The sequence below is a fragment of the Aminobacter sp. DSM 101952 genome (assembly GCF_001424795.1).
GTDB lineage: Bacteria > Pseudomonadota > Alphaproteobacteria > Rhizobiales > Rhizobiaceae > Aminobacter > Aminobacter aganoensis.
Window position 1 is genome coordinate 222,638 of sequence record NZ_LMCL01000023.1, and the last position, 19,137, is coordinate 241,774.

A 19,137-nucleotide genomic window follows, 5' to 3' on the forward strand; every position below is an offset into this window, starting at 1 on the left:
CCGGATATCAGCGTCTTGTGGACGCCTTACATGACGATGACTTCAGAGCCCATCTTCACGCGGTTGTAGAGGTCCATGACATGGTCGTTGACCATGCGGAAACAACCGTTCGAAGAATTCGTGCCGATCGTCTGCGGCTGGTTGGTACCATGGATACGGATATGGGTATCCTTCTTGCCCTGGTAAAGGTAGATGGCGCGCGCGCCGAGCGGATTTTCCGGCCCGCCGTTCATGCCGTCCTTGTACTGGCCGTATTTCTTGGGCTCGCGCTCCTGCATGTCCTTGGTCGGAATCCAGCGTGGCCATTCCTGCTTGTCGCCGATGGTGGCCTTGCCCTTGAACTCCAGGCCCTCGCGGCCGACCGCGATGGCATAGCGGCGCGCCGTCGAGGATGATTCGATCAGATAAAGGTAGCGGGAGCCGGTATCGACCACGATCTGGCCGCGCTCATAGCCCGAGAACGACACTTCCTGCGGCTCGAAATCGGACTTCACCTTGAACTGCTTCTTGGCCTGCTTGGCCTGCAGCACGGCGTCGAGCGCGCGCGTCTGCGGCAGCATCGACTGCTGGGGCGCGCTGCCGCCGAAGATACCCGCCAGCAGGCCGGTCTGGCGCGGACGCTCCTTGCTCTCGCTGCGCAACTCACCGTTGTTACCGGTGGCAGCGATTTCCATGGCGTCGGGCGTCAGCGGCTCGATCGGCTTGGTGACGTCCAGCGGCTGGAGATTGCGCTTCGGCGCTGGCTCTGCCGCTGCGACCTGGGTGGTCGCCTTCTCGGCCTTCTTGAGGCGGGCGACCTCACGTGCCTTCTCGGCCTTTTCCTTGGCCGCCGCCCGCATCGCCAGCTTCTTGGCTTCGAGCATCTTCAGGCGCGCGACTTCCCTGTCGGCCTTGATCTTGGCCTCAAGGTCCTTGATCCGGACCAGGTCCTCGTCGGTCGGCTTCTTCTTTTTCTTCAACAGCTTAAGCTCGGCGGCATCGCTCTTGGCGGCGACCGCGACGATGTCGCTCGCAGCCCCGGGCTGCGGCGGAACAGCCGTGCCGGCCGAAGTGGCGGCAAAGGCCATCGAACTCATGAGAGAGGCGCAAATTCCAGCAAGTAGGATGCGGCGGAGCTGCATGGCGAAGGATCCCGAACGTTCAACGCAAATCTTTGCGCGACAACGCGCGGTGCCCCAAGGCGCCCCCGCCGATATGCCGCAGCCCAAGCTATAATCGATTAGCCGGAGACGCCTCAAGTGAGGCGCCCCCGGCTGGATGTGCGAATTCAGGTGATCATTGCTGCATTTGCCGCGACTGTGTTCAAACAACAACAGGTTGCGGCAAGCAGGCCAGATTTAGTTCGGAACCTGCGGCGTGGCAGGCGCAGCAGGCGTGCCCGCAGCAGGCTGCTCGGTGGTGCCCGAAGCCGCCGGTGCGGCAGGCGCTGCCGGCTGTTCGGCGGTCGGAGCCGCAGGAGCCGTCGTGCCCGAGGCAGGTGCCGCCGGTGCAGGCGCCGGAGTCGAGCCGCCGAGCTGGTCGAGAATGCCCTGGCCGCTGCCGCTCGGAGCGCCGCTTTGGGTCGCCGGAGCGCGGTCGAGGATGTCGATCGGCTTCTCGCCGTAGCGCGCGATGATCGACAGCGTCAGCGACGTGACAAAGAAGACCGTCGCCAGGATTGCCGTGGCGCGGGTGAGCGCGTTGGCAGCACCACGCGCCGTCATGAAGCCCGAACCGCCGCCGATGCCGAGGCCGCCACCTTCCGAGCGCTGCAGGAGCACCACACCGACGAGGGCGAGCACGACCATCAGGTGAATGACGATAACGACGGTTTCCATTGCGCTTCCTGAGATCTTTCCTGACGGGGATTGGCCGCGCGCCGCAGCGCCCGGCATTCCGGAGGCGGCTCAATACAATGCTTTCTAGGCATTTCCAAGCCCGCCCGCGGAATATGGGGTGACACGTTGCCTTTGCAACGGCCGCCCCGGGGCTGAATCAGAGCTTGCGGTAGGATTCGGCGATGCCGAGGAAGTCCACCGCCTTGAGGCTGGCACCGCCGACGAGCGCGCCGTCGACATTGGCAACCGCCAGCAGTTCGCCGGCATTGGACGGCTTGACCGAACCGCCATAGAGAATGCGCATCTTGCCCGCCGCCTCGCCGAGCTTCTCGGCAAGTCGCGCGCGAATATGCGCGTGGGCTTCGGCGACATCGGCAACGGTCGGCGTCAAGCCGGTCCCGATGGCCCAGACGGGTTCGTAGGCGATGACGGCATTGGCTGGCGTGGCCGTACCCGGGACGGAACCGTCGATCTGGCGCGACAGTACCGACAGCGTGGCGCCTGCCTCGCGTTCGGCATGGGTCTCGCCGATGCAGATGACGGCCACGAGCCCTGCCCGCCAAGCGGCTTCCGCCTTGGCGTGGACGACCACGTCGCTTTCGCCATGGTCGGTGCGCCGCTCGGAATGGCCGACGATGACGTGGCTGGCGCCGGCGTCCTTCAGCATCTCGGCCGAGACGTCGCCGGTATGGGCACCGGTTTCCTTGGCGTGGCAATCCTGCCCCCCGGCCTTGACCGGCGTGCGGTGAAGGATTTCGGCAGCCCGCGACAAAAGCGTAGCCGGAACGCACAGCAGCGCCTCGGTCTCGGCATCGAGGCCAGTCATGAAGCCGCCGGCAATGCTGCGCAATTCGTTGAGCGAGGCGCTGGTGCCGTTCATTTTCCAGTTGCCTGCGACGAGTGGGCGAATTCCTGGCGTCATGTGCTTGTTCCTCGAAATCGATGTTCGCTGGGGCAACCTCACTACCAAAAACAAGCCACAAAGCAATCGACACTGGCGGCGAAGGGCGCTATTGCGCTTCGTTCATGCAGGCGCATGTGAAAATGCGCGTATACGGGATCTGATACATGCTCGAAACGATGCGAAGTGCTGCGGGAACCTGGGTAGCTAAGCTTCTGCTTCTGCTGCTCGTCGTAAGCTTCGCCGTGTGGGGCATTTCCGGCTCGATGCTCGGCGGCGTCGGCGGCGACAAGGTCGTCACCGCCGGTGGAACCTCGGTCTCGGGGGTCGAATACCGCCTCGCCTACGATCGCCAGGTCAACGTCATGTCGCAGCAGTTCGGCCAGCGCCTGACCCGCGAGCAGGCCACCGCCCTCGGCATCGACAACCAGGTCGCCTCCCAGCTCGTCGCCGGCGCCGTGCTCGACGAACAGGCGCGCAAGCTCGGCCTGGGGCTGTCCAAGGACAGCCTCGCCCAGCTGACCTGGGACGATCCTGCCTTCCAGAACGCCAGCGGCCAGTTCGACCGCCAGGCTTTCGAATACATCCTGCGCCAGATCGGCATGCGCCCCGAAGACTATCTGAAGAACCGCGCCCAGGTGGCGGTCCGCCAGCAGATCGTCGAGGCCATCTCCGACGGGATGAAGGCTCCCGACACCTTCCTGCGTGCCGTCGCGCTCTATCGCGGCGAAGACCGCACCATCGATTACCTGCCGCTGCCTAAATCGCTTGTCGAACCGATCGCGGCGCCTGCCGACGACGTTCTCAAGGCATGGTTCGAGGAAAACAAGAAGAACTACGCCGCACCCGAATACCGCAAGCTGAGCTACGTCAAGCTCGAGCCCGAGGACATCATGGATCTCGGCTCGATCACCGACGAGCAGGTGCGCCAGGACTACGACAAGAACAAGTCCCATTTCACGACAGCCGAAACGCGCAAGATCGACCAGCTGGTGTTCCCGAGCGCCGACGCCGCCAAGGCTGCGTCCGATGCGATCAAGGCCGGCACCGCGTTCGACAAGATCGTCGCCGACCAGGGCAAGACGGCCGCCGACGTCGCTCTCGGCACGCTGTCCAAGGACACCATTGCCGACAAGGCCGTTGCCGAGGCGGCTTTCGCGCTGCAGGCAAGCCAGGTCAGCGACGTGGTCCAGGGTTCGTTCGGACCGGTGCTGGTCCGCGTCAGCGAGATCGCGCCTGAAGCGGTGAAGTCGCTCGACGAGGTCAAGGATCAGATCCGCAAGGATCTCGCCCTTGCCGAGGCCAACCGCATCCTGCTCGACGTGCACGATTCCTACGAGGATGCACGCGCCGGCGGCGAGTCGATGCGCGCCACCGCCGACAAGCTCAAGCTCAAGGTGGTGACGATCGAAGCCATCGACCGCGCCGGCCAGCTGCCCGACGGCACCGTCGTCAATACGCTTCCCGACTCGCGCAACCTGATCCAGGCACTGTTCGAGGCCGAAGCCGCCACCGAGAACCCGCCGCTCAACATCGGCACCAACGGTTTCGTTTTCTACGAAGTGGACGGCATCACGCCGGCCCGCGACCGCGCCCTCGACGAAGTTCGGGAGAAGGTCGTGGCGGACTGGACCGCAGCCGAGGCGACCAAGCGCCTCAGGGACAAGGCCACGGAACTTGAAAAGCGCCTAACGGATGGCGCCGCGATGGACGTGATCGCGGGTGAGCTCAAGCTCGAGAAGCAGACCAAGCGCGGCCTCAAGCGCGAAGCCGACGACGCCGATTTCGGCCGCGAGGGCGCTGCCGCGATGTTTGCCATGGGCGAAGGCGGCACCGGCGTTATCGCAGCACCGGCCGGCGACGCCCAGATCCTGTTCAAGGTCGTCGAAGTGTTCGAGCCGGCCGGCGCCGACGCAAGCGCCGTGCCCGAGGACGCGCAGAAGACCTTCGCTTCGGGCATGTCCGACGATCTGCTCGATCAGCTGGTGGCGCAGCTGCAGGGCGAATACAAGGCCACCATCGACCAGGCTGCGATCGCCCGCGCGATCGCAGTGACGCCGCAATGAGCGCACTCAAGCCCCACATCGCCAAGGTCGCCAGCGGCACCGCCCTCACCTTCGAGGAAGCGCGCGAGGCCTTCGACATCATCATGTCGGGCGAAGCGACGCCGGGGCAGATCGGCGGCTTCCTGATGGCGTTGCGCGTGCGCGGCGAGACGGTCAGCGAAATCTCCGGCGCCGTCGCCACCATGCGCGACAAGATGCTTCGCGTCGACGCCCCGGCTGACGCCATCGACATCGTCGGCACCGGCGGCGACGGCTCGCACAGCGTCAACATCTCGACCGCCTCGGCCTTCGTCATCGCCGGCGCCGGCGTGCCGGTCGCCAAGCACGGCAACCGCGGCCTGTCCTCGCTGACGGGCGCCGCCGACGTCCTGACCGCGCTCGGCGTCAACATCGACCTGCCGCCCGAAGCGGTCGGCCGCTGCATCCACGAGGCCGGCGTCGGCTTCATGTTCGCGCCTGCCCATCACCCGGCGATGAAGCATGTCGGCGCAACGCGCGTCGAACTCGGCACCCGCACGATCTTCAACCTGCTCGGGCCGCTCTCCAATCCAGCCGGCGTCGACCGCCAGCTGGTCGGCGTGTTCTCGCCCGAGTGGATCGTGCCGGTTGCAGAGACGCTGAAGGAGCTCGGCGCCAAGTCGACCTGGGTCGTCCATGGCGACGGGTATGACGAGATCACCACGACGGGCGAAACCCATGTCGCGGCACTCGCCGACGGCGCCATCAGCACCTTCACCCTGACGCCCGAACAGGTCGGCCTCGCCAGGCACACCCGCGAAGAGCTGCGCGGCGGCGATTCCGCATACAATGCGGCCGCCCTGCGCCGCGTGCTCGAAGGCACTGCAGGCGCCTATCGCGACACGGTGCTGATGAACGCCGGTGCCGGCCTGGTTGTCGCCGACAAGGTGGCGACCATCGGCGAAGGCGTGAAGCTCGCGGCGGATGCGATCGACAGCGGTCGTGCTCTCGCCGTGCTCCAGCGCCTCGTCGGCGTCTCGAACGGATAAAGACATGGCCGACATCCTGCGCCAAATCGAAGCCTACAAGCGCGACGAGATCGCCGCCGCCAAGACATTGCTGCCGCTCGCCGAGGTCAAGGCCAAGGCGCGCGACGTGGCCGCGCCGCGCGGTTTCCTTGCCGCCCTAGAGGCAAAGCGCAGCGACGGCCGCTTCGGCCTGATTGCCGAGATCAAGAAGGCGAGCCCGTCCAAGGGCCTGATCCGCGCCGACTTCGACCCGCCGTCATTGGCCCGGGCCTATGCCGAAGGCGGCGCCGCCTGCCTGTCGGTGCTGACCGACACGCCGTCCTTCCAGGGCGCGCCCGAATTCCTGATGGCTGCTCGCCAAGCCTGCGCCCTGCCGGCGCTGCGCAAGGACTTCATGTTCGAGCCCTACCAAGTGTACGAGGCCCGCGCCTGGGGTGCCGACGCCATCCTCATCATCATGGCAAGCCTGTCCGACGACGATGCCCGCCGGCTCGAAGACACCGCCTTCGAACTCGGCATGGACGCACTGGTCGAGGTGCACGACGGGCAAGAGACCGAGCGCGCGCTGAAGCTCACGTCGCGCCTGCTCGGCGTCAACAACCGCAACCTCAGGACCTTCGAGGTCAGTCTCACCACGTCCGAACGGCTGGCACCCATGGTGCCGACGGACCGGCTGCTTGTCGGCGAAAGCGGCATCTTCACGCATGACGATTGCCTGCGCCTGGAAAAATCCGGCATCGGCAGCTTCCTCGTCGGCGAAAGCCTGATGCGGCAGGCCGACGTGGCGGCCGCCACGCGGGAGTTGCTCGAAGGCATTCCGCAGACGGCCGGTGCCTGACATGGCCGCCACCCTCACCCACATCGGCGCATCCGGCGAAGCCAATATGGTCGATGTCGGCGACAAGGCCGAGACGACGCGCACGGCCATCGCCGAAGGCTCGATTGCGATGCGTCCCGAAACGCTTGCCCTGATCCTGTCGGGCAATGCCAAGAAGGGCGACGTGCTGGGGACCGCGCGCATTGCCGGCATCATGGCGGCCAAGCGCACGCACGAACTCATCCCGCTCTGCCATCCGCTGCTGTTGACCAAGGTTTCGGTCGAGATCGAGCCCGACGAGGCCCTGCCCGGCCTTCGCGTCACGGCCCTTGCCCGCGTCAGCGGCAAGACCGGCGTCGAAATGGAAGCGCTGACGGCGGCTTCCGTAGCCTGCCTGACCATCTACGACATGGCCAAGGCCGCCGACCGCGGCATGGTGATTTCCGGCATCCGCCTGGTCGAGAAGACCGGCGGCAAGTCGGGCGACTACAAGGCAGGCGAATAGCCATGGCTTTGCTTCCAGTCTCCGAAGCGCTGGCGCGCCTTCTCGACGGCGCTCAACCGAGCGGTTCTGAAACGGTCGGCCTGCGGGAAGCGGCGGGCCGTGTCCTTGCCGCACCCTTGCACGCCTTGCGCACGCAGCCTCCCTTCGCTGCCTCGGCAATGGATGGCTATGCCGTGCGCGCCGACGACATAGCATCGCTGCCGGCAAGGCTGTCGGTCATCGGCGAGGCTCCGGCAGGCAGGCAGTTCACCGGAACGCTGGCGCCAGGCCAGGCGGTGCGCATCTTCACCGGCGCTCCCGTGCCCGAGGGCGCCGACACCGTCGTCATCCAGGAAAACGTGCGCGACCTCGGCAATGGCGAGATCGAGGTCGTGGAGCCGACGGCGCCGGGCCGCAACATCCGCGCCAAGGGCCTGGACTTCCGGCAGGGCGACCTGATCCTCGACGCCGGGCGCGTGCTCGATCCGGCAGGCTTGTCGCTCATTGCCGCGGCCAATCATCCCGAATTGCAGGTCGCCAAGGCGCCGCTGATCGCGATCATCGCCACCGGCGACGAACTTCTGCCGCCCGGCAGCAACCCCGGCCCCGGCCAGATCATTGCCTCCAACGCCTATGGTGTCGCCGCCATCGCCGAATCCGTCGGCGCGCGCGTGCTCGACCTCGGCATCGCACCGGACCGCACCGATGCGATCGCGACCCTCGTCGGCAAGGCGCTCGATGCGCAGGCGGACGTCATCGTCACGCTTGGCGGCGCGTCCGTCGGCGACCACGACCTGGTGCACCGCGTGCTGACCGGGCTCGGCATGGATCTCGATTTCTGGAAGATCGCCATGCGCCCCGGCAAGCCGCTGATGTTCGGCCGCCTCGGCAAGACGCGCTGCATCGGACTGCCCGGAAATCCCGTCGCCAGCCTGATCTGCGCGCACATCTTCCTCAAGCCGCTGCTGGCAACTCTTGGCGGGCGGCCCTATTCGCCTGACATTCGCACTGGCATCCTCGACGCCGCGATGACCGCCAACGACCTGCGCCAGGACTTCGTCCGCGCCCTCGCGCGCGAAACCGCCGACGGCCTTGTGGTGACGCCCTACACCATCCAGGATTCGTCGATGCTGCGCACGCTGGCGGACGCCAACTGCGCGATCATGCGCGCCCCCTTCGCACCGGCTGCCGAACGTGGCAACCCGTGCCGCGTGCTGATGCTGCGCTGAGCATACCCAACCCCCTTCACGAAATATAAACAGTTGCGGAACACAACTGGAACAGATAGTGTTTGTTCTGGGTTTGTTTTTCTTCTGATTCCTCGGGGGTGACCATGCTGACGCGCAAGCAACACGAGCTTCTGCTGTTCATTCATGAGCGGTTGAAGGAAGCGGGCATTCCGCCATCCTTCGACGAAATGAAGGAAGCGCTGGATCTCGCCTCCAAATCCGGCATCCACCGCTTGATCACCGCGCTCGAGGAACGTGGCTTCATCCGCCGCCTGCCCAACCGGGCACGCGCGCTGGAAGTGTTGCGACTGCCCGATTCGATCGCACCCGGCCTCAATGCGGCACGAAAATTCTCGCCGAGCGTCATCGAGGGCAGCCTTGGCCGCAAGCCGGAGCCATCGAGATCGTTCTCGGCCGGCAATGACGACGATGTCGCTGCTGCCGTCACCATCCCGGTCATGGGGCGCATCGCCGCCGGCGTGCCGATCGACGCGATCCAGCACAAGACCCATTCCATTTCGGTGCCGCCGGACATGATCATGGGCGGCGAGCATTATGCCCTCGAGGTCAAGGGCGACTCGATGATCGAGGCCGGCATCTTCGATGGCGATACGGTGGTTATCCGCAGTTCCAACATCGCCAACCCCGGCGAGATCATCGTTGCACTGGTCGACGACGAGGAAGCGACGCTCAAGCGCTTCCGCCGCAAGGGCGCCTCGATCGCTCTGGAAGCCGCCAATCCGGCCTATGAAACCCGCATCTTCGGACCTGACCGGGTCAAGGTTCAGGGCAAGCTCGTCGGGCTGATCCGCCGGTACTAATCCCTGCAGGCAACCTGGCGCGCATGCGCACGGCCTATCGGGCTGGCGATGCCGGTTCTGATGCGCCCGGACGCCTGCTGTCTCGCCGATAGGGCGGCAGTCCCCTCGCCTCGCGCGAGAATGCCCGCTGCACATGCCAGGGTCGGTATGGCGTGGCCACGGCGTGGCGGATCTCGACATCCTGGCGCGCGCCGTCCTGGGCAGGCCTCAAGAATATCGCCGCGCTTCCCAGGCGAGCCAACGCGCGGCTGGTGAGCACGACAACAGCAGCGTTGCCGCACGGATTGCGTGCCGTGGCGTCGTTCACGACGACAAGGTTGGCGATGCCGCAGGCTCGCCTGGCGGCTGCCGCGTTTTCCGCATGGGCCAGGTGCATGCCCGAGGGGTGCTCGATGAGACACAGCCCGTCGGTGCAGGAAAAGGCCGCATCACCGCCGGACCGGCCCGAACCGCCCTGGCCGATGTTCTGCTTCGGGTTTGCAGCGCTTGCCGGGGCGACGCGCGCGGGGCCGATCAGGTCTTCCGACACCAGGGCACGTTTCCAATTGTCGACGGTGAACTGGCTTGGCCGGGTCCGATTGACGGCAAGCTTGCCTTCGCCAACCGGCACGCCCACCAGGCGCGCATCCTCCGAGACGAACGCGTCGGGCGCTTCCGCGTTCATCAGCAGCAGCAGAGCCAGGGTCGCAATCGGCAGCGCCGCCAGTCGCAGCCAGGTCGTCGCCATCGAGCCTATGACCAGCGCCAAGGTGACGAGGACGACCGAATGGGTCGACATCAGCCCGACCGCATCGACGGGCGAGCGCTCGGAGAACCACGTCGCCAGCGCGATCATGGCCGTCAGGCCGGCCCCCATGGTGTCAAGGAAGATGCCGTCGAGGCGCAACGGCATGAACAGGCCGGCGAGCACGGCAAACGGCATGACCAGCACCGAGACGATCGGCATCACCGCCAGGTTGGCGACAAGGCTGAGCGGCGAGATGCGCTGGAAATGCCAGGCGCCGAAGACGCTGGTGGCAAGCCCGGCGATCAGCGACGTCGCGACGAGCCCGGCCGCAACGGTCGCCAGCCAGCGCCACAGCTTGGACGGCAACGACCGCTGGACGACGGGCTGCGCCTGTTGCTCGCGCCGGTCGGACCACCAGGCATAGGCACCGACAAGTGCCGCTGTCGCTGCAAACGACATCTGGAAGCTCGGTCCAACCACCTCGTGCGGCGAAATCACGATGACGACGATGGCCGAGATCGCCAGATTGCGCATGGTCAAGGCAGCCCGGTCGAACAGCACGGCCGTCAGCATCACGGCCAGCATGATGAAGCTGCGCTGCGCGGCGACCTCGGCCCCCGAAATGAACAGATAGCCCCCTGTCGCGGCCAATGCGGCGCTTGCCGCATATTTCTTCACCGGACGACGCGACGCGAACGCCGGAAAGGCGGCAAAGGCCAGCCGCGTCAGCAGCATCACCGTCCCGGCGACCATCGCCATGTGCAGGCCCGAGATCGAAATGATGTGGTAGAGCCCGGTGCGCCGCAGCGCCTCGTTGACGTCTTCCGGGATGCCGCCGCGCACGCCGACGACGAGGGCTGCAGCGATTTCGCCCTCCGCGCCGCCGACGCGATCGCGAATGCGCTGTGCGATGCGGTCGCGCGCATTTGCCACCCAGGCCGCGGCCTGGCTCGTGGCCGGCAACGGGTCGGTGGACGCAACAAGCTCCGGCCCCTTCATGAAGAAGCCGCTGGCGCCGATGCCGTCAAAATAGCTTTCGAAGGAAAAGTCGTAACTTCCCGGCCTTACCGGGCCGGATGGCGGCATCAGCCGGGCATAGCCCGTCACCAGCGAGCCGGCGGTCACGCCATCGGGGAGCTTGCGCGCGGTCAGCCGCACGCGATCCGGCGCATAGCGCAGAACCGGACGCTCCGTCGCCAGGATGTCGAGGGTCAGGCGCTGACGGCCGTTGTCGAGGCTGTCGATCTCGACCACCCGCCCGGTGATGCCTGCCGATATCGTCGCGCCGAGCATCCTGGTCGCCATCCTATCCGTTTCGATCTTGGCCATGGCCATGCCGAGCAGGCAGATGGCCGCGGCGGCGAGCGCGTAGTGGGCCAGCCTGTTCGTACGCATGAGAAAGGCGAGCACGGCCAGGAGCCCGAAAGCCGTGACCAGCGGCGCAAAAGGCGGCTCGGCATGAAAGCTGAAATAGCCAAGCGCGCCGATGGCCAGGAAGACCGGCACGAGCAGGAATGCAGCGCCTCGTTCGAGCTCGGTTTCGATGGCCACCCGCATGGCCCGCGTCGATGAACGAACACTGGCGGCGGCGCCTGACCATGCCGGCAGCCGGGGAAAATAAGGCTGCGGAACCGGCACCACGGCGATTTCCGTGGCTTCCGCGCTGGGTACAGTCGGCCTCACCCATGCCACCGAGGACACGGCCGCCCCTCCCAGCAAGGCGCGCTCGCCGGTCTCGACCACCGGATTGTTACCGGTTTCCCCCTCCCGCACGCGCTCGCCCATCGGGCCTGCCCCTTGCGCCCCAGACCTTCTATGCTACATCAGCGCCACCGAAACGCCATGCGCCGCCGGTCTTCGGCCAAGCGCGCCATGCCTCCGTTGGAAATCGCCATGTCCGTCGTCACCCGCTTCGCCCCCTCGCCCACCGGCTATCTGCATATCGGTGGCGCGCGCACGGCCCTCTTCAACTGGCTCTATTCCCGCCACACCGGCGGCACCATGCTGCTGCGCATCGAAGACACCGACCGCGAGCGTTCGACCGATGCCGCCACCGCGGCAATCCTCGAAGGCCTGACCTGGCTCGGCCTGACCTGGCAGGGCGAGCCGATCTCGCAGTTCGAGCGCGCGCCACGTCACCGCGAAGTCGCCGAAGAGCTTGTCCGCGCGGGCAAGGCCTATCACTGCTACGCCTCGCAGGCCGAACTCGAGGAGATGCGCGAGAAGGCACGCGCCGAGGGCCGCCCGCCCCGCTATGACGGCCGCTGGCGCGACCGCGCCCCATCCGAGGCACCCGAAGGCGTCAAGCCGGTGATCCGCATCAAGGCGCCACGCGAGGGCGAGACGCTGGTGCGCGACCGCGTGCAGGGCGACGTGCGCTTCCCCAACAAGGATCTCGACGATTTCATCATCCTGCGTTCGGACGGCGTGCCGACCTACATGCATGCCGTCGTCGTCGACGACCATGACATGGGCGTCACCCACATCATCCGCGGCGACGACCATCTGACCAACGCCGCGCGCCAGACCGTCATCTACGACGCCATGGGCTGGGACGTGCCCGTCATGGCGCACATCCCGCTGATCCATGGTGCCGATGGCGCCAAGCTGTCCAAGCGCCACGGCGCACTCGGCGTCGATGCCTACCGCGCCATGGGCTACCTGCCCGAGGCGCTGCTCAATTATCTTGCCCGCCTCGGCTGGAGCCATGGCGACGACGAGGTGATGAGCATCGAGGACATGATCGGCTGGTTCGAGATCGAGGACGTCAACAAGGGCGCGGCCCGCTTCGACTTCGCCAAGCTGGAGGCGCTGAACGGCGTCCACATGCGCCAGATGGACGACAACAAGCTGTTCGACATCTTCGTCGCCACCTTGCCCTACCTGCCCGGTGGCGACGCAGTCCTCGGCAAGCTCGATGACAAGCGCAAGGCACAGCTGCTTGCCGCCATGCCCGGCCTCAAGGAGCGCGCCAAGACGCTGATCGAGCTTGCGGACGGCGCGGGCTTCCTGTTTGCCGAGCGTCCCTTGCCGCTCGACGAGAAGGCCGCGGGGCTGCTTGCCGGCCCGGCCAAGGACGTGCTCAAGGGCGCGCATGCCGCACTGGCAGGCGTCAATTCAGACTGGAGCGCCGCTACGGCGGAGGCAGCGATCCGCGAGTATGCCGGGCGCGAAAACGTGAAACTGGGTGCCGTCGCACAGCCTCTGCGTGCAGCCCTGACGGGCAAAAGCACGTCGCCCGGAGTGTTCGATGTGTTGGCCGTTCTGGGGCGCGACGAAAGTCTAGCCCGCATTTCCGATCAAATCGATTAGGTCAGCAGTGCTTTCCTAGTTTTGCATTGAAATGAGGCTTTTGCGGTGCAACATTGCGGCAACAGGTCAATTTGAAAGCAGCGGGGAAGCTGGTGGCTCGGGCATTCCGGGCCTAACGGGTTGCCTTGTTATGAAGATTGCGCCGCCCGTGGCGGCAACTCAGCACTAAGGAGTATGCGATGACTGATTCGACCGCCAAACTGGAGTTCCGCGGCCAGACCCACGAGTTCAAGGTGCGCGCCGGAACGGTCGGACCAGATGTGATCGACATCGCATCGCTCTACGCTACCACCGGCGCCTTCACCTACGATCCCGGCTTCACCTCGACGGCGAGCTGCGAGTCGGAGATCACCTTCATCGATGGCGATGCCGGCATCCTGCTGCACCGCGGCTACCCGATCGACCAGCTCGCCGAGCATGGCGACTTCCTCGAGGTCTGCTACCTGCTGCTCTACGGCGAACTGCCGACCAAGGCCCAGAAGGACGACTTCGACCATCGCGTCACGCGCCACACCATGGTGCATGAGCAGATGTCGCGCTTCTTCACCGGCTTCCGCCGCGACGCCCACCCGATGGCGGTGATGTGCGGCGTGGTCGGCGCCCTGTCGGCCTTCTATCACGACTCGACCGACATCTCCGATCCGCACCAGCGCATGGTCGCCTCGATCCGCCTGATCGCCAAGATGCCGACGATCGCGGCGATGGCCTACAAGTACCATATCGGCCAGCCCTTCGTTTACCCGAAGAACGAGCTGAACTTCGCCGCCAACTTCCTGCACATGTGCTTTGCCGTGCCGTGCGAGGAGTACAAGGTCAATCCGGTGCTCGCCCGCGCCATGGAGCGCATCTTCATCCTCCATGCCGACCACGAGCAGAACGCCTCGACCTCGACCGTCCGTCTCGCCGGCTCGTCGGGCGCCAACCCGTTCGCCTGCATCGCCGCAGGCATCGCCTGCCTTTGGGGCCCTGCCCATGGCGGCGCCAATGAAGCAGCGCTCAACATGCTGAGCGAAATCGGCCATGTCGACCGCATTCCGGAATTCGTCGCCCGCGCCAAGGACAAGAACGATCCGTTCCGCCTGATGGGCTTCGGCCACCGCGTCTACAAGAACTACGATCCGCGCGCCAAGATCATGCAGAAGACCACGCATGAAGTGCTCGGCGAGCTCGGCATTAAGGACGATCCCATGCTCGACGTTGCGATGGAGCTCGAGCGCATCGCGCTGACCGACGAATATTTCATCGAAAAGAAGCTCTATCCGAACATCGATTTCTACTCCGGCATCACGCTGAAGGCGCTGGGCTTCCCCACCACCATGTTCACCGTGCTGTTCGCGCTCGCCCGCACCGTCGGCTGGATCGCGCAGTGGAAGGAAATGATCGAGGATCCGCGCCAGAAGATCGGCCGTCCGCGCCAGCTCTACACCGGCGCTGCCGAGCGCGACTACCTGCCGATCGCCAAGCGCTAAGCGCCGGCCAACCAGACGAAAACGCCCGTCCGGCGTGTGCCGGGCGGGCGTTTTTCATTTTGCGATGTGTTTGAGGACGGCTTCGGCTGCAAGTTCGCCGGAGGGGCGATCGGTCGCCATGCGCCTGATGATCTCGGCGAAGCCGTCCTTCTGCCAGCGCCTGAGGCCGGTGTCGTCGAACAGGCCCTCGACGTGCCGCGCCATCCATTTCGGCCGCACATACTGGTTGTAGGCTTCGATCACCACCGGCCTGTCGGCGATGAGATTGGGCAGCGACGCGCTCCAGATGGTGATCAGGCCCTGCACCATGCGCATGAAGGCGTCGAGCTTGTAGCTCGACATCATCGGCACGCCAGCGAGTGCAAGCTCCAGTGACACCGTCCCCGACGCGATCAGGGCCGCGTCAGCCTCGCCGAAGGCCTGCCACTTGCGCTGCGGGTCGAGGATGATCTCGGGTTTGTCCGGCCAGCCAGAGACGGCGTCTTCGACAAGGCTGGCCACATGCGGCACCGTCGGCAGCAGCAGGCGCAAGCGATGGCCGCGCGCCCGCAGGATCGAAACGGTCTCGCCAAATGGCCCGATCAGGCCACGCACCTCGCTGCGGCGCGATCCCGGCAGGAGCAGGAGTGTCTTCTCGCGATCCGGCGAAAGCGTGCCCTTGCCCTCCTGCATGGCGGCGGCCACCGCAATACCGGGATCGCTGACCAGCCGATGGCCGACGAAGGTGCCTGGGGGACCGTTCAGCCGGGCAAGCTCGGCGGGTTCGAAAGGCAGGATGCACAACACTTCGTCGACATGCGGCTTCATCGCCTTGGCGCGGCCCGGCCGCCACGCCCAGACGCTCGGGCAGATGTAGTGCACGATTGGAATTTGGGGCGCGAGCGCCCGCACCTTCCTGGCCACGCGCAGCGAAAAATCGGGGCTGTCGATGGTGATCAGGCAATCCGGCTTCTCCGCAGCCACCAGCCGCGCCGTCTGGCCGATCCGCCGCATCAGGCGCGGCAGGTCGCGGACGATCGCCGTCAGCCCCATCAGCGCGATCTCGCTGGCATCGAACAGCGGCGCAAGCCCGAGCTGCTGCAGATGCCGGCCGCCGGTGCCGACAAGCCGGACCTCGCGGCCGGTCAGCCGCTGCAGCGCCCGCACCAGGTCGGCGCCGAGCAGGTCGCCCGACTCTTCACCGGCGACGATGGCGACCTTGAGCGGCGGCTGGGTCACGTGTTGCCCCTTTCACCCGTGACGCCGACGACGAACAGGCCGAGCCGGTCGGCCCGTTCCACGACATCGCCGACATCGAGCACGAACGAGCGGCCGGCTTCAACGCCGATTCCAGCCAGGCCCGCTGCATGGGCCGCGTCCACGGTCGCTGGGCCGATGGTCGGCAGGTCGGCGCGCATTTCCTGGCCGGGCTTGGCGCACTTGACCAGCACGCCGCGCTTGCGGCCGGCGATGCGGCCGTTGGTACGCAGGTCGCGGACACGTTCAAGCAGAAGATCGGTTCCCTCGACGCCTTCAAGGGCAATGGCACGCCCGCCAATGGCAACGGCAGCCTGGCCGATGTCGAGAGCCCCAATGGCCCGGGCAGCCTCCAGGCCGGCGCGGAGGTCGGCCCAGTCGCCATCCTGGGGTGCATGCGCGCCGATCCTGCCTTCGGTGGCGAGCAGGTTCGGCACGACCTGATGCGCACCGACGACCTTGATGCCGTTGTCCTCGATCAGGGAGACCAATGTGCGGAGCAAACCGTCGTCGCCGCGCGCCAACCCTGCCAGCGCCCGCGGCAGGATGCGAAAAAGCGAAACGCTGGGACGGATGGCGCGCCAGACCGGGCGGCGGCTGATGCCGCCGGCGAGCACGAGATGGGTGATGCGCTCGCGCTTGAGCAGCGGCACGAGCGAGGCGAACTGCTCGATCGCCAGCGCCTTGCCTTCATAGCCCCAAAGGCTCGTGCCGGGATCGGTCTCGCCATCGATCAGGACGATGAAGGGCGCATGGCCCGCATCGGCCAGGCTGTCGGCGACGTTGACGGGAAGACGGCCGCTGCCGGCAACGACAGCGATCCGGTCGGTCGCGGAAAGGTCTATCCTCTTTCCGCCCTCAGCTTTCGTCATCGGCAGCGTCGTCGGAGACGGCGTTTCGAAGCGGCGGGACGGTGAAATGACGCTTGCCGCGCGCCTGGATGAAATCGAGCATGTCGCGCACGATGGCCGAGCCCTGAAACTCGCGCTCGACGGCCGGAATGTTCTCGGCGACGGCGCGTCCGGGATCGAAGATCATCTTGTAGGCCTTGCGCAACGCAAAGATTTCGGCGCGCGGCAGGCCCGAGCGTTTCATGCCGATGACATTGAGCCCGCGCAGGCGCGCGCGGTTGCCCATCACCATGCCGTAAGGAATGATGTCGCCATCGATGATGGCAGCACCGCCGGCGAAGGCATGATGGCCGATGCGCGTCATCTGGTGGACCGCGCACAGCCCGCCAAGCGTCACGTTGTTGCCGACCTCGACATGGCCGCCGAGCGTCGCGACATTGGCCATGGTGACGTTGTCGCCGACGATGCAGTCATGAGCGATGTGCGCATAGGCGAGGAACAGCCCGTTGTCGCCGACGGTGGTCGCGCCGCGGCTCGTGTCAGTGCCGAGATGCATAGTCACGCCTTCGCGGATCGTGCAGTTCTTGCCGACGACGAGCGTCGTGCGGCCGCCCTTGTGCTTGTTGTTCTGCGGCGCCGCTCCGAGCGTCGCCTGCGGGAAAACCTTGCAGCCTTCACCAAGGGTGGTGGCGCCCATGACGGCGACATGGCTGATCAGTTCGACCCTGTCGCCGATGACGGCATCGGCGCTGACATGGCAGAACGGGCCGATGCGGACGCCCGCGCCGAGCTTTGCGCCAGTTTCAACGACGGCGGCGGGATGGATGAAAGTTTCGGTCTGCATGAAAGTCTTGCTATTCCTTCGGCACCATCATCGCAGCCACCTCGGCCTCGGCCACGGTCACGCCATCGACCTGCGCGTCGCAGGCGAATTTGAGGATGTTGCCGCGCTTCTTGATTTTCTTGACATGAATCCTGAGCTGGTCGCCAGGCACGACCGGCTTGCGGAACTTGGCAGCGTCGACGGTCATCAGATAGACCAGCGACGGGCTTTCGTCGACCACCAGGCGCAGGCAGATCGCACCCGCGGTCTGCGCCATCGCCTCGATGATCAGCACGCCCGGCATCACCGGCTGGCCGGGGAAATGGCCCTGGAAATGCGGCTCGTTGAAAGTGACGTTCTTGATGCCGACAGCGGAATCGTCGCCGTCGATCTCGACGATGCGGTCGATCAGCAGGAACGGATAGCGATGTGGCAGAAGCTTGAACAGGCCGAGGATGTCGACGGATTCGAGCGTCTTGGTCGTCTGGTCAGTCATTGCCCCCGCCGTCCTTCTTTGTCTTGGCCATCTTCTTGAGCCATGCGAACTCTCGCATTGCGTCCTTCATCGGCTTGGCCGGAAAGCCGGCCCAGATCTCACCCGCAGGCACGTCGTGCATGAAGCCGCTGCGCGCCGCGAGCCTGGCCCCGGCACCGACCGTCAGATGATCGGCCAGCCCGACGCCACCGCCCATCATGACATTGTCGCCGACGACGACCGAGCCCGAAATACCCGTAAGTCCGGCAATGACGCAATTGCGGCCTATGCGCACGTTGTGGGCGATCTGGACGAGATTGTCGATCTTGGTGTTTTCACCGATGATCGTATCCGCCATCGCGCCGCGATCGACCGTCGAATTGGCGCCGATCTCGACATTGTCCTGGATGATGACCCGGCCGATCTGGGGAATGCGCTCGGGTCCGCGCGCGCCGCCGGCGAAGCCGAAACCGTCCTGGCCGATGCGGGCACCGGCATGGATGATGACCCCATTGCCGACCAGCGCGTACTGGACCGAGCTATGCGGGCCTAAATAGCAGTCGCGGCCGACCTGCGAGGAGCGGCCGATAACCGCATTGGCGGCAACCACCGTGCCGGCACCGACGCCTGCGTTCGGCCCGATGACCGCGCCCGCTTCGACAACCGCGCCAGCTTCGACATGGGCGGTGGGATCGACATGCGCAAAGGGTGAAATGCCTGTCTCGCCGGTAGCGCCGACAGGGCGTTCCGCGTCGGGGTAAAGCAGGCGGCCGACGCGTGCGAAAGCCTGCTGCGGACGAGGTGTCACGAGAACGGCGATACCAGCCGGCACCAACCCGACGACGTCGGGCGTGCAAAGAACCGCTGCCGCATGCAGCGTGGCGAGGGATGTCGCGTTACGCTTGCCGTCGACAAACACCAGCGCGCCCTCGCCACCTTCGGTCGCGGAGGCGATGGTAAGAATTTCGATGTGGGAATGGCCGGGATCGGCGAGCACGGCCCCGGTAAGCCCGGCCACCTCGCCAACCGAATAGCGGCGTGACGGCACAAAAAATACCGGATCCGTCATGAAATGCTGTTCCAGCTAGGCCGGGGCTTTCCGGGCCAGGATGGCCCGGAAGCA

General features: G+C 65.9%; 17 protein-coding genes. 8 read left to right on the forward strand and 9 right to left on the reverse strand.

What is annotated here, in order from left to right:
* Positions 1-26 precede the first annotated feature (26 nt).
* From ASC75_RS15145 to tpiA, 3 genes are all read right to left on the reverse strand, one after another.
* Complete coding sequence (locus tag ASC75_RS15145) at positions 27-1,121, reverse strand: L,D-transpeptidase (RefSeq protein WP_055976989.1); 1,095 nt, start codon at positions 1,119-1,121, stop codon at positions 27-29.
* A gap of 216 nt (positions 1,122-1,337) precedes the next feature.
* The gene (gene secG / locus ASC75_RS15150) at positions 1,338-1,817 is read right to left on the reverse strand and encodes a preprotein translocase subunit SecG (RefSeq protein ID WP_055976993.1); all 480 of its coding nucleotides are present in this window, start codon (positions 1,815-1,817) and stop codon (positions 1,338-1,340) included.
* 157 nt (positions 1,818-1,974) lie between these two features.
* Entirely contained in the window at positions 1,975-2,739 is a 765-nt protein-coding gene (tpiA, locus tag ASC75_RS15155; protein ID WP_055976994.1) for a triose-phosphate isomerase, read from the reverse strand.
* Positions 2,740-2,885: 146 nt separating this feature from the next.
* Here tpiA and ASC75_RS15160 point away from each other — a divergent pair, with 146 nt between their 5' ends.
* The 6 genes from ASC75_RS15160 to lexA all read left to right on the forward strand — a co-directional run bounded on the left by ASC75_RS15160 (position 2,886) and on the right by lexA (position 9,121).
* On the forward strand, positions 2,886-4,784 hold the full coding sequence (locus ASC75_RS15160; RefSeq protein ID WP_055976997.1) for a SurA N-terminal domain-containing protein: 1,899 nt from the start codon (positions 2,886-2,888) through the stop codon (positions 4,782-4,784).
* Positions 4,781-5,791: an anthranilate phosphoribosyltransferase gene (trpD, locus tag ASC75_RS15165; RefSeq protein ID WP_055977000.1), complete on the forward strand. Its 1,011-nt coding sequence runs from the start codon at positions 4,781-4,783 to the stop codon at positions 5,789-5,791. The genes ASC75_RS15160 and trpD overlap by 4 nt, the downstream gene beginning before the upstream one ends.
* A gap of 4 nt (positions 5,792-5,795) precedes the next feature.
* Entirely contained in the window at positions 5,796-6,608 is an 813-nt protein-coding gene (gene trpC, locus ASC75_RS15170; protein ID WP_055977002.1) for an indole-3-glycerol phosphate synthase TrpC, read from the forward strand.
* A gap of 1 nt (position 6,609) precedes the next feature.
* The gene (gene moaC / locus ASC75_RS15175) at positions 6,610-7,092 is read left to right on the forward strand and encodes a cyclic pyranopterin monophosphate synthase MoaC (RefSeq protein ID WP_055977005.1); all 483 of its coding nucleotides are present in this window, start codon (positions 6,610-6,612) and stop codon (positions 7,090-7,092) included.
* 2 nt (positions 7,093-7,094) lie between these two features.
* The gene (gene glp, locus ASC75_RS15180; RefSeq protein ID WP_055977008.1) at positions 7,095-8,300 is read left to right on the forward strand and encodes a gephyrin-like molybdotransferase Glp; all 1,206 of its coding nucleotides are present in this window, start codon (positions 7,095-7,097) and stop codon (positions 8,298-8,300) included.
* A gap of 104 nt (positions 8,301-8,404) precedes the next feature.
* The gene (gene lexA, locus ASC75_RS15185) at positions 8,405-9,121 is read left to right on the forward strand and encodes a transcriptional repressor LexA (RefSeq protein WP_055977011.1); all 717 of its coding nucleotides are present in this window, start codon (positions 8,405-8,407) and stop codon (positions 9,119-9,121) included.
* A gap of 34 nt (positions 9,122-9,155) precedes the next feature.
* Here the strand turns inward: lexA and ASC75_RS15190 are convergent, their stop codons facing one another.
* Positions 9,156-11,633 (reverse strand): ComEC/Rec2 family competence protein, encoded by a 2,478-nt coding sequence (locus ASC75_RS15190; protein ID WP_082496611.1) that lies wholly within the window; start codon positions 11,631-11,633, stop codon positions 9,156-9,158.
* Between the two features lie 102 nt (positions 11,634-11,735).
* On the opposite strand from ASC75_RS15190, the gene gltX reads away from it, so the two are divergent.
* Together gltX and gltA are read left to right on the forward strand one after the other, a co-directional pair.
* Positions 11,736-13,160 (forward strand): glutamate--tRNA ligase, encoded by a 1,425-nt coding sequence (gene gltX, locus ASC75_RS15195; protein ID WP_055977688.1) that lies wholly within the window; start codon positions 11,736-11,738, stop codon positions 13,158-13,160.
* A gap of 179 nt (positions 13,161-13,339) precedes the next feature.
* Positions 13,340-14,629 carry a citrate synthase gene (gene gltA / locus ASC75_RS15200; RefSeq protein ID WP_055977019.1) on the forward strand — a complete coding sequence of 430 codons (1,290 nt, stop codon included), beginning with the start codon at positions 13,340-13,342 and terminating at the stop codon, positions 14,627-14,629.
* Between the two features lie 54 nt (positions 14,630-14,683).
* Here gltA and lpxB read toward each other — a convergent pair whose 3' ends face one another.
* The 5 genes from lpxB to lpxD are packed head-to-tail and all read right to left on the reverse strand — an operon-like array spanning position 14,684 to position 19,083.
* Positions 14,684-15,847 (reverse strand): lipid-A-disaccharide synthase, encoded by a 1,164-nt coding sequence (gene lpxB / locus ASC75_RS15205; RefSeq protein ID WP_055977022.1) that lies wholly within the window; start codon positions 15,845-15,847, stop codon positions 14,684-14,686.
* On the reverse strand, positions 15,844-16,737 hold the full coding sequence (lpxI, locus tag ASC75_RS15210; protein ID WP_055977025.1) for a UDP-2,3-diacylglucosamine diphosphatase LpxI: 894 nt from the start codon (positions 16,735-16,737) through the stop codon (positions 15,844-15,846). The genes lpxB and lpxI overlap by 4 nt, the downstream gene beginning before the upstream one ends.
* Complete coding sequence (gene lpxA / locus ASC75_RS15215; protein ID WP_055977028.1) at positions 16,724-17,560, reverse strand: acyl-ACP--UDP-N-acetylglucosamine O-acyltransferase; 837 nt, start codon at positions 17,558-17,560, stop codon at positions 16,724-16,726. The genes lpxI and lpxA overlap by 14 nt, the downstream gene beginning before the upstream one ends.
* Before the next feature lie 10 nt (positions 17,561-17,570).
* Positions 17,571-18,035 (reverse strand): 3-hydroxyacyl-ACP dehydratase FabZ, encoded by a 465-nt coding sequence (gene fabZ, locus ASC75_RS15220; protein ID WP_055977031.1) that lies wholly within the window; start codon positions 18,033-18,035, stop codon positions 17,571-17,573.
* Positions 18,028-19,083, reverse strand: a complete 1,056-nt coding sequence (gene lpxD / locus ASC75_RS15225; protein ID WP_055977033.1) for a UDP-3-O-(3-hydroxymyristoyl)glucosamine N-acyltransferase — start codon at positions 19,081-19,083, stop codon at positions 18,028-18,030. The genes fabZ and lpxD overlap by 8 nt, the downstream gene beginning before the upstream one ends.
* Positions 19,084-19,137 lie beyond the last annotated feature (54 nt).